At 43.9% G+C, this 13,950-nt stretch carries 10 protein-coding genes; 7 read left to right on the forward strand and 3 right to left on the reverse strand.

What is annotated here, in order from left to right; genetic code table 11:
- Positions 1 to 2 precede the first annotated feature (2 nt).
- The 6 genes from AB4351_RS07230 (at position 3) to AB4351_RS07255 (ending at position 9,251) form a co-directional block, all read left to right on the forward strand.
- Entirely contained in the window at positions 3 to 2,897 is a 2,895-nt protein-coding gene (locus AB4351_RS07230) for a DEAD/DEAH box helicase family protein (RefSeq protein ID WP_102320385.1), read from the forward strand.
- A gap of 236 nt (positions 2,898 to 3,133) precedes the next feature.
- Positions 3,134 to 3,862, forward strand: coding sequence for a DUF429 domain-containing protein (locus AB4351_RS07235; protein ID WP_017062812.1), 729 nt, complete (start codon positions 3,134 to 3,136; stop codon positions 3,860 to 3,862).
- 81 nt (positions 3,863 to 3,943) lie between these two features.
- A complete protein-coding gene (locus AB4351_RS07240; protein ID WP_372125492.1) occupies positions 3,944 to 4,753 on the forward strand; it encodes a M15 family metallopeptidase in 810 nt (269 codons plus the stop codon).
- Positions 4,754 to 5,058: 305 nt separating this feature from the next.
- The gene (locus AB4351_RS07245) at positions 5,059 to 6,939 is read left to right on the forward strand and encodes an ATP-dependent zinc protease (protein ID WP_372125493.1); all 1,881 of its coding nucleotides are present in this window, start codon (positions 5,059 to 5,061) and stop codon (positions 6,937 to 6,939) included.
- 244 nt (positions 6,940 to 7,183) lie between these two features.
- Positions 7,184 to 8,248 (forward strand): HlyD family secretion protein, encoded by a 1,065-nt coding sequence (locus AB4351_RS07250; protein ID WP_017059741.1) that lies wholly within the window; start codon positions 7,184 to 7,186, stop codon positions 8,246 to 8,248.
- Positions 8,238 to 9,251 (forward strand): DUF2955 domain-containing protein, encoded by a 1,014-nt coding sequence (locus AB4351_RS07255; protein ID WP_017059742.1) that lies wholly within the window; start codon positions 8,238 to 8,240, stop codon positions 9,249 to 9,251. The genes AB4351_RS07250 and AB4351_RS07255 overlap by 11 nt, the downstream gene beginning before the upstream one ends.
- Before the next feature lie 113 nt (positions 9,252 to 9,364).
- Here AB4351_RS07255 and AB4351_RS07260 read toward each other — a convergent pair whose 3' ends face one another.
- Together AB4351_RS07260 and yfcC are read right to left on the reverse strand one after the other, a co-directional pair.
- Positions 9,365 to 10,372, reverse strand: a complete 1,008-nt coding sequence (locus AB4351_RS07260; protein ID WP_017059743.1) for a succinylglutamate desuccinylase/aspartoacylase family protein — start codon at positions 10,370 to 10,372, stop codon at positions 9,365 to 9,367.
- Between the two features lie 128 nt (positions 10,373 to 10,500).
- A complete protein-coding gene (yfcC, locus tag AB4351_RS07265; protein ID WP_017071864.1) occupies positions 10,501 to 11,979 on the reverse strand; it encodes a putative basic amino acid antiporter YfcC in 1,479 nt (492 codons plus the stop codon).
- Between the two features lie 398 nt (positions 11,980 to 12,377).
- Here yfcC and AB4351_RS07270 point away from each other — a divergent pair, with 398 nt between their 5' ends.
- Positions 12,378 to 12,932, forward strand: a complete 555-nt coding sequence (locus AB4351_RS07270; RefSeq protein WP_372125495.1) for a recombinase family protein — start codon at positions 12,378 to 12,380, stop codon at positions 12,930 to 12,932.
- Here the strand turns inward: AB4351_RS07270 and AB4351_RS07275 are convergent.
- Positions 12,929 to 13,846 carry a DUF6236 family protein gene (locus AB4351_RS07275; RefSeq protein WP_372125496.1) on the reverse strand — a complete coding sequence of 306 codons (918 nt, stop codon included), beginning with the start codon at positions 13,844 to 13,846 and terminating at the stop codon, positions 12,929 to 12,931. The genes AB4351_RS07270 and AB4351_RS07275 overlap by 4 nt on opposite strands.
- Positions 13,847 to 13,950 lie beyond the last annotated feature (104 nt).

Below are 13,950 nucleotides of genomic sequence, written 5' to 3' on the forward strand. Positions count from 1 at the left end.
TTATGCCAAAGCAATCATTAACCATAAAACAGGATCTTTTAACTGTAGGGGATGACGATCCGTTGCTTCCCCAGTTGGTTCATGCCATCAACTATGCCACTGAGATTGAAATCGCGGTTTCCTTTATACAACCATCAGGGTTAGATTTACTGCTTCCAAGTATTTATGAAGCTATTGAAAGGCATCGCAGCGCAGGAACCACGCTTAAGCTACGAATTCTAACCTCCGATTACCTTCATATTACTCATCCAATCGCTTTACGGTCGCTCGCATCACTAAATAATGACGGTGTTGAGGTTAAGATTTTTGAGTCCAATAATCGTAGTTTTCACCTCAAATCTTATATTTTTGTGAGAAGTGATGAGGAGCAGAGCTTCTATAATGGCACTGCATTTGTTGGCTCAAATAATATCAGTAGAACTGCATTAACCAATGCCTATGAATGGTGCTTAAGGTTAGATTATCAACCTCCTTTAGATTCAGAACCCGCTCAACAATTTTTCAAAATTAGAGAGCAATTTGACAAGCTGTTTCACCACCCTTCTGCTATTCGAATCTCAGATGAGTGGATTAGTGACTATATTAAACGCCGCCAACCTCCAGAATTAAAAGCCGTGGGAGATCGCTCTTTAACTGATGAAGAAACATATTCGCCTAACTCGGCACAGGTTGAGGCATTACTAGCACTTAGTGCTAGTCGCAACAAAGGGAACGTTCGCGGCCTTGTGGTTATGGGAACCGGAATGGGCAAGACGTGGTTATCAGCATTTGATGCTCAACAGATGAACGCCAAAAGAGTTCTGTTTGTTGCACATCGGGAAGAGATTCTGAGACAAGCTTTTCATACCTATTCTAAGCTTTGGCCAGAAAAGTCTGCGGGCTACTATCATGGTAAAGTCAAAGATCAGGACAAAGAGATGCTTTTCGCGTCAGTACAAAGCCTTGGCCGAGAGCATCACTTAGAGAAGTTTGCATCAAATTACTTTGATTATATTGTTGTAGATGAATTTCATCATGCCAGCGCTAACACTTACTTAAATATACTGAATCACTTCGAACCTAAGTTTTTGCTCGGGTTGACTGCAACGCCAGAGCGGCCTGACCAAGCCAATATATTATCTCTTTGCCATGATAATCTCGTTTTCGAAAGAAACCTCGTTCATGGCATAGATAGCCAAATTTTGGTGCCATTTCACTATTACGGAATTTGGGATGATTCTGTTGATTATCAAGAGATTCCTTGGCGAAACGGTAAGTTTGAGCCTTCTGCACTCGATGCACAATTTGCCACGACTCGTCGTGCGAAGCACGTTTTTGAACACTGGAAGCTGCGACGTCAATCTAGAACTCTCGCTTTTTGTGTATCCATCACTCACGCTAATTATATGGCTGAGCAATTTAATTTAACGTTTGAGAAAGAAGGGTTTAGAGCACTCTCTGTCCACAGTCAATCCTCTGTACGCCGCAATGAAGCGTTGCGGTTACTTGACCAAGGTGAAGTACAAGTTCTGTTTACGGTTGATCTTTTTAATGAGGGTACGGATCTACCGTCAATTGATACCGTGTTAATGATACGGCCAACCGAGTCAAACATTATCTTTATTCAGCAGCTTGGGAGAGGATTGAGGAGGCACGTTAACAAGACTCATTTAGTGGTCATTGATTTCATTGGTAACCATCGTTCATTCTTGAATAAGCAAGAAGTATTAGGCTTGCAGGACTTGACCTCATCGCTAAGCAAGCTCTCAACATCAACGCGATCTCCTGAACTCGGTGAGGGGTGTTATATCACTATAGACCCTGAAGTGACTGAATTCTGGCAAGAGCTATCGAAGCAGTTGCGACACTCCTCGTCCCAAGAGTTTGTTTATTTAATGAATCATTTAGGGCATAGACCTAGAGCAGTTGAGTTTTATCGTGCAGGTTACGATTTTAACAAAGTGAATAAGCAACATGGAAGTTGGTTTGAATTAGTCTCTGAGCAGATTAGTGAACCTGCCATTCAAGCTGTGACTCATGAACATAAAACGTTCCTGCTGAATGCGATACAAAAAATGAGTATGACGAAAAGCTTTAAAGCGATTCTGTTAGAGGCATTTTTGGAACTAGACGGTTTTCAAATTCCACCAACATTACAAGATCTTGCAACGAAAAGTGGTCAAGTCTTGGCGCGTTACCCTTCGATTAGAGACGCTGATTTACCGAGTAAACAACAGATGCTTGATGTTGAGTCGACAACTTGGTTGCAGTATTGGAAAAGTAATCCTATCAATGCATTTATTGGGGGAAACCGAAAAAATGCCACTCCATGGTTTGTCGTTGAAGATGGGCGTTTTAAAAATAACTTTCCAATTGAGCCGAATCACATCAGTGCATTAGGAGATTTAGTTAAAGAGTTAGTGGATTTGCAGTTAGCGAAATATGCAGACAGAAGGAAAAATACAGAGACAGTATTAGAAAGCGATCAATCTTCCGCGCAACTTATTCAACTGCCTTATTATCCTAATCTAAAGATTGCCTGTGGCCACTTTAAAACGGGAACCCATGATGATTTGGAGTTGATGGAAGTTGATCTACATAACGTAGACCCTCAAAAACACTTTTTAGCTCGTGCATCTGGTAACTCAATGAATGGTGGAAAATCGCCTATTTTGGATGGACAGCTATTACTTTTAGAGTTGGTTAGTCCGGTTTCTGCCGGCTCTATAACAGGCAATACAATGGCTATAGAGATCCAAGATCAGAGCGGTGACAATCAATATCTACTGCGGGTGATTCAAAAAGATTCTCAAGGAAATTATTATCTGAAGGCAAATAACCCAGATTACGAAGTTATTGAAGCAAATGAGAGCATGAAAACTTTTGCGAGATTAAAACGCGTTATTGATGTTGGGTAATGGGTAATGGGTAATCGGTAACTGTGCTTTAGTCGTTGCCATCTATTGTGACGTTTGTATTTGTTCGGCCATTACACAATATAAAATTCAGGGTAGTGAAGAATGATAAGCGGAACTCTTTCTTAAACAGCGTAACGAGGTTCCAGTTTTTGTTTTCTAAGCTAAAGGCTTTTGCAATTGCGGGAATGAGTTGAGTGGAAATATTCGAAGGTGGACTGAAGGCATCTCTACAAACAATGAAATACATCGGAATTGATGGCTGCAAGTCGGGTTGGATCGCTTGGATTGTCTCTGACAATGAGATACCTGCGTTTAAAGTGGTAAACACCCTCGATGAGCTAGCGAGTGATCTTATCGGTTCAACGGCGCTTATCGATATGCCTATTGGTTTTAGTGATGCACAAACTCCAGATCGCTTGTGTGACAAAGCAGCAAGGCGTTTTCTAACCAGCAAACGTGGTTCTTCGGTGTTTCCGGTTCCGTGTCGTGAGGCGGTTTACCAAACCGATTACATTGCGGCGTGCAGTGCCAATGTGGAGCAGCTTGATAAGAAGTTTTCTAAACAGACTTGGGGAATTGTGCCCAAGATTCGCGAGCTTGATGAGCTCATTGAAACTCATCCCAATCTTTCTATCAGGGAATCACATCCTGAAGTGGTGTTTGCAGCATTGAAAGACGAACCGCTGACGTTTTCAAAACGAACGCAAGAAGGCAAAGAGGAACGGCTTTCTATTATTCAGCAGCTATCCCCTCAATGGTGTGACCGCTTGTCGTTGGCCATTTCAAATACCAAACGTAAAGACGCCGCGATAGACGATATTTACGATGCGTTCGTACTTATGTTAGTTGCCTATTACGCTCCGCAATTATCGACCTTACCTGAACTTTCTGATGTTGGTGGAGAAGCTGACAAGGATCAGAACGGACGAGTTAGAGAGATTGTTTACTGGAACAAAACACGCTAACAAAGCGTGCGCTCAACTTGGCTTAATATGCTATTTTCCAACTTCTGCTACTTTTCACTCTTACTATTTTGAGTTTTTGATATGAAACGTTTTATTGTCGGCTGTCTGGCCACTGTGCTCAGTGCAGTGAGTTATGCCCAAGTCGCTCCTATATCTCAATGGCAATGCGACATGATGAAAAAGAACAATGTCTTGAGTAGTGGTGCGCCCGTTGGTTGTGAGCGACTATCCAAAGTGGATTTCGATTTCATTAGTTTCAAAGGGGAAACGCAACAGGGCAATATGATCGTGCTTGATGTTATTGCGCCTGCTGTTGAACAAATCTTTTCAGAGCTCAAACAGCGCAATTTTCCTCTTCATTCCGCTCGCCTAATGCGTGAATTCAGAGGTGATGATAGCGCCTCAATGGATGCGAACAACAGCAGCGCCTTTAACGCTCGTCCTATTACAGGCGGAGGAGGTTGGTCGAAACATGCTTATGGCGTGGCGATAGACATCAACCCAGTTCAAAACCCTTTCTTAGAGTTCGATAGCAACGGAACAATTACGGTAAAGCCTTCACAATCTGCGACTCGTTATGTGAACCGTACTCGCTTTCGTGCGCGAGATGAAATAGAACGCCGCGGCATGGCTGAAGATGTGGTGGAGCTGTTTGCCCATCACGGATTTATGATCTGGGGAGGGGATTGGAATAGCCCAATCGATACTCAGCATTTTGAGGTTGGATCAAGAAAGTTCGTTAACCAACTGCTCTCTAAACCACAACCTGAAGCCGAGGTGTTATTTGAGCGCTACGTCAAATCTTATCGACAGTGCTATCTCAAAAATAAAGGTGAGGACGCAGAAAAAGCTCGAGCTATCTGTGCAAAGAAAACAGTCGGGACTTTTTAGTGCTATGTTTATCTAGAACCGTTTGTGTTTTAGCAAGTTAAACTCGCTTCAGGTGTGTTTTGAATAGCTAAGGTCAGCGCTCGTCGTTGGCCTTTTTTGTATTCATTTCTTCAATAGAACACCGAGCATTGAAAAGGTTATTGGGTATCCATTAGTCAATAATCGATAAGCGAATGCAGCGCAAAGTCATCGGTTTGTCATTTAAAAACTCATAGCGTTAACGTTATGTGAGAACCATTGCTGGTGGGGGAACTCTTCGCGCAAACGCCAGTATTATTAGTGAACTGATCACAACGGACCAACTAATGAAAAAGATACCTTTGGCTCTAACTCTTTTAAGCACTCTACTTTTTTCACAATACACTTTGGCTACTGACACTTCACCTACCACTCAAAATCCCACTTACGAACTCGATGGTAAGTCGGTATTAGGTCGCACTGAGAACGTGTACCTATCTAGCGTTAAAGGGCTAAAAGACGTTCCTTTCATTGGTAAAATTGATACCGGTGCAGAAACCACTTCTATGCATGCTGAAGACATTCATGTGAAGAGCTCTAATCCCGATTACCAAAATCTCAAAGACAAAGAGTTGATGGCGGCGTTAACCGAAGACCTGTTGAACAATTCTGATGTTGATTACGATGATTGGGATGGCAGCACCTTTGCGAAATATGAAGCTGTGGTGTCTTTTAAGGTCCAAAACCCACGCACGGGAGACATGGTATTAATCGAAGCGCCTTTAGAGCGTGTCAGCATGATACGCAGCCGCACCAGCAGCACGCCTTTACTTCGTCCTACCGTAAAAATGTCGCTCACCATTGCAGACCAAGAGCTAAAAACCGACGTTAACCTGACCGACAGAAGCCACTTCTCTGCGCCAGTGCTGATTGGTAAAACCTTCCTTGCGGATAACGCGCTGGTGTTTGCAGGTTATGACTATTTACAAGAGCAAGAGAACGCGACCGTTGTTGGCCGAAAAGAGGTGGTGTCTATCTCTGGAATGGCGATGAACGCGACCTTCTCATTAAAAAATCGCTACAGCATCCTTCATGCAAAAGACATCGATATAGATAAGAAGAACAGTGAAGTGACGTTTGATATGTTCGACAACGACGGCAAGCAAAAAGAGATGACATTGCCGTTGGTTCGTATGTTAAGCGTGAGCGGTAAGAAGAGACCTTTGGTGTATGTGCCTGTTCAACTCGATGAAAACACAACTAAAGACGTTCTGGTGTACCTACGTGAGCGCTCGAGTAGTGAATCGCAGTTGAGATTTGGAACCAACACAGCCAGCGAACTCTTCATGATTGATACCAGTGCTGAGAATATTTTATCCGAAGGTTCAGAGAACTTTAGTGATGTGGCTGAGTCTGGTGAGCCTATGATTATCTCTCCGGAAGAGGACATCACCCTAGATGATTTCCCGCTTAAGGCTGTGGCTTCTTTCACTGTCAATACGCCTTTGCTGAAGGTCGACAGTTTTGAAATGACAGGTAAAGGCAAAGATGCTTCCGTTGAATTTTATCTTACGGATGTAAATGGTGAGAAGCAGAAGGTGACCAAGCCAATTATTAAGAAGCTTAAAGTCGGGGATGATACTCGTCCGGTTGTAAGTGGTGAGTTTGCGGTGTCTGGAAAAGTGCGCACGCAAGAGTTTGCCATCGATGTGCTCAATACAAATGAGAAAGAAGCGTACTTTATTTTAGGCAAGAAGATGGCAAAAGAGGGCGTTTACGTTAATACGCGTTCTGATTACCTTCTGAAAGCCGAACCACTGTTTAAAGTTGGGCATATTGAAGTAGTAGAAGTGAACGGCATGAAGTTCCCGGCCAAGCTCGACACAGGTGCCGATGTAAGCTCAATGAACGCAGTCAACATCAAACGATTTAAGAAAGATGGCCAAGACATGGTGAGCTTTACCTATCAAAACAACCAAGGCGATAAGCAAGATTTCACCAAGCCAGTGATTGATGTAATGCGTATCAAAGCCAAGAAAGGCGAGAAGGTGAACATTCGCCCTGTGGTAGAAATGAAGGTTAAGCTCGGAGACCTAGAGAAAGAGGTGAGGGTAAACCTTCAAGACCGTTCTCGCTTCGAATACAGCATGATCCTAGGTAAGAACTTCTTGAAGCACGGCGCAGTAGTGAGCAGCGATGAAGATTACTTGTTAGGTGATATGGAGTAACCCCTAAACTTATCTAAGTTCGTAGCAGAACAGATCTAAACAGCCACACATTTCATTAATGGGATGTGTGGCTTTTTGTTGATTGTTAATTGATGATTGTTGCCGTGACAATATTTCAAGTAATCGTTTGTTTTTACTCAAGAGACAGATCGACTAGACTACAATGAAGTGGAATTCACTTTAATTTTTAAAACATCGTATTCGGCAGGCGAGTAAATCGTGCTGTCGGATCGAGAGAGAGAGCATGTCAAAAGCAGAAAAATCTTCGCGTAAGCTTAGTTTAATTATTATTTCGGTTATTTTAGTAGTGTGGCTTTACAGTTTGTGGGCCGACCGCGTCACACCAATGACGGGGATCGCCCGTGTTCACTCTTATATTGTGCGTATTGCTCCTGAAGTTTCTGGCAATATCACGTCTGTGCAAACTGAAAATAATCAGGTCGTTGAAACGAACCAAGTGTTGTTTGAAATTGATGCTCGAAACTATCAGATCAGTTTGCGTTCCGCTGAAGCGAATCTTGCTCAAGTAGGCCAAAATATTGGCGCAAGCACAGCGGCGGTTAACGTTGCACAAGCGAAAGTGACCGAGGCGGTTGCGGCTCGGGATAATTCTCGAGAGCAAGCGAGTCGAGTGAGTGAACTCGCCAGTAAAGGGCTGGTTAGCCGCTCTGAATTAGACAACGCCATAGAGAATCGTGATCGTGCTGAAGCGTCATTGAAAGCCGCAGAAGCCTCTTTGGTTCAGGCAAAACAAGCGTTAGGGCCAGAAGGGAGTGATAATCCACAAGTGTTGGCGGCGATTGCAGCCCTTGAGCAGGCTCAGCTCAACTTACAGAAAACCCAAGTGATGGCTCCTTCTCATGGCGTGGTGAGTAACCTACAACTGACGGTAGGCCAGCGAGCAACCGCAGGCTCACCTGTTTTGACCTTTGTTGATCCGCGAGAGGTGTGGATATCTGCGTTATACAGAGAAAACTCGCTAGAGCATATACAAGTCGGGCAAAGAGTTGAGATCGTATTGGATGCGTTACCGGGGCGAGTGCTATACGGCACGGTTGATAGCATTGGTTGGGGAACGGGTGGCAGCAATAGCACTGACCAAGAGACTGGCTTTTTAAATTCAGACACCAATTCTATTGCCGCGCAGCGCTACCCAGTCAATATTGTGTTTGATCATGGTGAGGTTCCAAGCAACATTCGTTTTGGTTCACAAGCCACAGTGGCTGTCATGACAGAGCAAAGTACCCCAGGTGAGTGGCTTGCTCAGCTTTGGATGAGAATTCTAAGCGTGTGGACTTATGTTTCATAGCTCAGCGAACTCCATTATTCGATTGGTGTTACTGCCGCTTTCGCTATTGTTCTACCATCAACAAAGTGGGCAGATGCTCGCTGTTTTGTCGCCCATATTTGTTGTGATGTTCATGACATTGATGCCATCCAAACCACCGATTAATTTAATATTAAAGGTGATTGTTGCATTAATCTTAATCAGCTTTGGTGTGGTGTTTTTTGGTAGTGTATTGGTCGACTCGCCAACCGGTTTTGTCCTCTATTGCTGGCTATTGCTGTTCTGGAGTTATCAGCGTAGCCATCAGAATACAAAAGATATCATCGCGACACTGACCATTATCGTGGTCATCGTGATGGTGGTGGTCAACAAGCAGATGCATCTCCCAATGGCGGGATTGCCCCTATTGTTCTTTGAAAAGCTGGTGATAGCTTTGATCGTCACTTACTTGGGGTTCTGGTTGTTCCCGGGGGATGAAGTGAATGTCCTTCCGACTGCGGCCGTTTCCGATGCGCCCACTACTGGTGACTATATCATGGTTGCATTTAAAGCGACCGCGGTTGTGGTTGTGCTGGCGATTTTGGTAGGAAATTCGGTGTCACAAACGATGTTGATTGCGATTACGCTTGGCAGTATGTTGAAAAGCCCATCGAATCACGACCACCGTACATTCAGCCGAAACAAGCTTGTCACCACTGGCGTTGGCATTCTGTTTACGTTACCTGTGATGATCATGATGGTGTCAGGCGCTCCAATCTTGGTTATTTATGGCGTGAGTTTGGTGTGTGGTTTGCAACTTGCGTGTTTTGCTATCAGGCGGCAGGCGAATCTGACGATTTATCAGCTCTTGTTTACTAATTTTACGACCTTGGCTTATCAGATCATCAGCCACCCAGGATCTGCGTCCCTCTCGGCACAAATGACACGTCTATTTGCCATTGTTTGTGCAGTCATGGTTGGCGCAGTGGTACTGGGCTTTCTCAGCAGTAATACTAATCATAGTCATACCGATCACAGTAAGTGATTAATATTTATAAGTAATAATAAGGGGATAGCTCTGCCGAGTTATCCCCTTTTCACAATATGGGTTAACGACTCAAATACCATCAGTAAAGAGCCATTTGATGAAGTGACGTGTTACTTCAATAGTCTGACTAACAAAGCGCCCGGTTCACGCATCGGATCTTGATTGACACTGAGTACATAGCCATCAGCAGGGGCGTAATAACGTTGTTTCTCAGAACCAAAACTATCATATTGAATTGAAATCAATTGTTTTGATTGTACTGATTCACTGACCTTAACTTGAGGGAGAGCGAAACCACCGACATTGGCTCTAATGGTCACCGTTTCTTTGCCTTCAAAGCAGGCATAGTGAGGCTGATCTATCTTTGTAGAGATGATATTTTCCGAGTGCAGGATATTCATCACGCCATTCACTGAACGCTCAATGAGGTCGGGTTGTAAAACCTTTCCAGAACCAACCTCGACGGTGATAGCGGGCGTACCACTTTTATTGAGCTGCGTTTCTAAAACGCCATCATCACCTGGATCATCAAAAATACAGTCAGGATTGATCAATCGAGCCATTTTGATTGCTGCGGGGATTCGATAATCGGCAAAGACATACAAAGGATACTCTGCTCCGCGAGTTTGGGTATGCAGATCGATAGCAAGATCCGCATTATGGCTGAGTAGGTTCTGCCAAATTGAATGTGTAAAACGTTGTGAGGCATCACCGTTCGGGTTTCCAGGGAATATACGGTTAAGGTTTGCTGGGGATGCATCCGGATCCGATGAAATAAAATCTCGGCTGTGCATCAACATACCTGACACATTAATCATCGGAATAATGATGACTGTGCCGTGTATCTCCTCGTTTACGAGCTTTTGAATGACCTTCTGTGCGGTAATAACTCCATTTAATTCATCACCATGAACGCCTGCCGTTACCATTATTTTGCGAGCATTTTGACTTTGCTCACCGCGATAGACGACCACAGGTAAATGATGATTTTGACCAACACCGTTAGTTTGTGCCTCAAACCAGAAACGATGGCATCCCATCGGTAAGTCATCAACATTGAGTTGAGATATTACAGGGTGTCCATTTAGAACATCATTGGTATAAGTAGTTTTTCTCACACTAGTTTCCTTTGTCTCTGGTTCACAATCTATTCTGAGTCTGTGTTGGATGATTGTTATTGAAAGCTGTGATTAAAAATGGGCAGTAAACTGCCCATTGAGATACACGTAAATATTGAAAGGCGCTGTTATGCAAAACCCAGCAGGTGAGCCGCAACAATAATAACGCTCGACAAGCAGAATAGCAGCACGATAAAGCGCCAGCAGAATTTTGCCCAATCACCCCAGTCAATACGGCATACACCTAGTGTTGCCATCAAAGAAGCTGATGTTGGGACGATGATATTGGTAAAGCCATCACCTAGCTGGAATGCTAAAACCGCGACTTGACGAGTCACACCTGCTAAATCGGCGAGTGGCGCCATTAATGGCATCGTTAGAGCTGCCTGCCCTGATCCTGACGTTACAAAGAAGTTGAAAATAGCTTGGAAGGCGAACATCAGCCAAGCAGCCATCGCTTCTGGCAATGCACTAATCACACCGCCCGCACTGCTTAAGATTGAATTCAGTACGCTTGGCTCGGTTGCATCGCTGCCGCCGCCTAAAATCAGCAAGATACCTTTAGCACTACCCACAAGAATAGCGGGCGCTAGCATCACACTTGCGCCTTCCTTAAATGAATCGGCCATGTCGTTGATGGTCATATCATTTAATCGGAAAATAACACCGATTAAGCCAGCAACAAATCCCATAGTGAAAAACTGAGAGGCAATTTCAGGAATGTACCATGCGTGAACCACTACACCCCAAATAACCCAGGTCATGCTCGCTATCACGGTGAGAATCACCAACGTATCGCCGATATTCCAACGTGATTGAGTCAAGTCTCCTTGTTGCTTCTTGAAGTAAACATCACCAGCTTTACTGTAAGATTTCGAAGGGTCTTTCTTTACCGAATTCGCATACCACATCGTAAAAGCGATGCCGAGCGCGGTGAAGAAAACCCATAGAGCGATACGCACCGATGCCCCAGATAAGACAGGTACACCAGCAATGCCTTGGGCAACAGCAACAGAAAATGGGTTCATCCAAGAAGCAGCAAAACCAATCTGAGTCGCTACGTACGTCACCATTACCGTAGTAATACCATCATAGCCAATACGTACCATTAGCGGCACGATAATAATGGCAAAGGCGACGGCTTCTTCACCCATACCAAATACAGCCCCACCGAGCGAGAACAGTGCAAATAATACTGGAATGAAAAGAGATTGACTGCCCTTGGTTTTGTCTATGAGACGCAAGATACCGTTATCAATAGTACCTGTGCGCATCACAATGCCGAAAGCACCGCCAATCACAAGCATAAACATGATAACGCCGATTGCTGAACCCCACTTAGATCCAGACACTAAACCTTCAAATACGAAGTTCATTAAGCCGATATCACCACCGCTGGCGAATAGTCCGACAGTATTGTAAATCGGGTTGCCTTGGGGGTCGGTGTGATAGGCAAATGAAGCTGGATCTAGAACGGTACGAGTTTTCTCTGCACCATCAGAAACATAGCTGATGTCTTGTGTTTCAAACATGCCTGCAGGTATGACATATGTCATTGCAGTCGCAAGCAACGCGATAAAGAAAATTAGCACCAGAGTATCTGGCATTTTCCATGTCTTGTTTTGGATGGTATCCGATGTTGTGGTTGTCGTGCTCATTGTCAGTTTTTAGCTATAATTAAGATTGGCATAAAATATCACTAATTAAGCATATAATGTCAATTTTAAGTTGGTTTTTGGCTTGTTTGGTGGTGTTATGTTCTTGTTTTTGCGTGGCATGATGGTTTTTATTTTTAACTTGTTATTGCCTGGTTTTATTTAGAGGTAAAAAGTCCTAGCTCAGGTGCTTTTTAAGCAGTGCGGTAAGTTTCATAGAGCGACTCTGGATATATAAAAAACTATACCTTATGAGACTGTATCTAAGGTTGTCTCAAAAGCATTGACTTAGAGTTTTGATACATGCAATCCTGTAAGTGTTAAGAGGTTTTGAGACACTAGGAGTAAGCATGGCGAACGTAGGTTACATTCGAGTTAGTACAGCAGAGCAGTCCACCAGCAGACAGTTAGCAGATGTGAAACTGGATAAGGTGTTCGAGGAAAAGGTATCAGCTAAGACACTAGACAGACCACAGCTACAGGCGTGCTTGGATTATGTCAGGGATGGTGATGTGCTGCATGTTCACAGCCTAGACCGTATCTGTCGTAGCGGTGCAGGTGATGCTGTAGGGCTGGTGGAGCAGATGAACCAGAAAGGTGTATCGGTACAGTTCTACAAGGAAGGAATGAGATTCGATGGTGTAATGAGTGCAGCGCAGAAAGGTGTACTAGGGATACTGGCAGCAGTGGCACAGATGGAAAGGGAATTGATTAAAGAGCGTCAGGCTGAGGGGATAGCAGCAGCGAAGGCAGCTGGTAAACACATTGGTAGACCGAAAGCACAGGTGACGAAAGAGGATGTGCAGAAGCTATTGGATAACGGTGTACCTAAAGCTAAAGCAGCCAAGGAGTTAGGAATAGGTCGTGCGACACTGTATCGGCTCCTTGACGCTAGAGAGTATTAAGCTGGTTTAAACTCTCTTCTCACGCTCTTGAGGTACATGAGTTCCGCTGGAGTGGAGTCGGATGATTGGCGTATTAGTTTTGGTGCAATTCCTATTGCTGCACCAGCTAAGCCAGCTTTTAACGGGTCAAAACCAAATTGCGATGCTGTACCTAGTGCAGCAAGAGTTAAGCCTAGGATACCAGTTGTATCTGAAATCACAGAGCGAAGGCTATCGACACTAATGTCTATTTTGGACTGTTCTAAGGTGCGATTGACATCTCTAATGGAAGCTTCCAGCTTAATCATTGCGGTATTTTTTGCTCTAGGTATGTCACCAGCAGTTAGCACTGACTGGTAGAGTTCATCTAGGTAACTACGGAACGCGAGCAGTTCATCATGATGCTTGTACTTAAATTCAAGTATAGAATCGAAGTGTGTGCTAACAGTAGGGACGGGTAGTAAACCGTGAAGCTCCAGTTCAATACTCTCTTTATCTACAGGAGTTGTGGTGAGAATGCTATCCGAGATTTGAGCCTTAGACCATAAGCCTGGATGTGCTTCATTGAGCTGTTTAAAAATTGCTTCATGTGAAGCAAGGATTTCATCTCCAGCCTTTTTGCTTAGGGTTACATCAGTGCAATCAACAATCTCAGCAGTCATAAAGTTAGATACATTAATCACACTGCTTTGTTCCATGCGCATTCCAAGCGAGCGAGGTTTTTCTCCATGTCGAGTTCGTTGTAACGCACCAGCTTTTTCTAGTTCTTGGAACTGCCAGCAATCAAACTCTATCGAGGAGCATTTAGGAACTTCAATCTTATCCCAATAAAGTAGGTACTTACGTAACTCAAAATCATCAGTAGCAGAACGAAATAAAGCCCCACCTGTTTCTGGATACTCAAATTGAGGAGATAGACCAATACCTCTTTCCATTGATAATCGCCTTACACTCAGATAGTTAGGTTATTATGATAATGCAAGGTGTTGAATCGGGGAAAGGAAGAGAATAGACTTTATGAAGTGTGGCACTTTACTGT

The sequence above is a fragment of the Vibrio sp. 10N.261.51.F11 genome (genome assembly GCF_041471665.1).
Classification (GTDB): Bacteria; Pseudomonadota; Gammaproteobacteria; order Enterobacterales; family Vibrionaceae; genus Vibrio; species Vibrio crassostreae_C.

Bases quoted from the DNA above. Each gene is read 5' to 3' on its own strand.
- AB4351_RS07230 (WP_102320385.1), top strand. From the start codon at position 3: ATGCCAAAGCAATCATTAACCATAAAACAGGATCTTTTAACTGTAGGG.
- AB4351_RS07235 (WP_017062812.1), top strand. From the start codon at position 3,134: ATGAAATACATCGGAATTGATGGCTGCAAGTCGGGTTGGATCGCTTGG.
- AB4351_RS07240 (WP_372125492.1), top strand. From the start codon at position 3,944: ATGAAACGTTTTATTGTCGGCTGTCTGGCCACTGTGCTCAGTGCAGTG.
- AB4351_RS07245 (WP_372125493.1), top strand. From the start codon at position 5,059: ATGAAAAAGATACCTTTGGCTCTAACTCTTTTAAGCACTCTACTTTTT.
- AB4351_RS07250 (WP_017059741.1), top strand. From the start codon at position 7,184: ATGTCAAAAGCAGAAAAATCTTCGCGTAAGCTTAGTTTAATTATTATT.
- AB4351_RS07255 (WP_017059742.1), top strand. From the start codon at position 8,238: ATGTTTCATAGCTCAGCGAACTCCATTATTCGATTGGTGTTACTGCCG.
- yfcC (WP_017071864.1), bottom strand. From the start codon at position 11,979: ATGCCAGATACTCTGGTGCTAATTTTCTTTATCGCGTTGCTTGCGACT.
- AB4351_RS07270 (WP_372125495.1), top strand. From the start codon at position 12,378: ATGGCGAACGTAGGTTACATTCGAGTTAGTACAGCAGAGCAGTCCACC.
- AB4351_RS07275 (WP_372125496.1), bottom strand. From the start codon at position 13,846: ATGGAAAGAGGTATTGGTCTATCTCCTCAATTTGAGTATCCAGAAACA.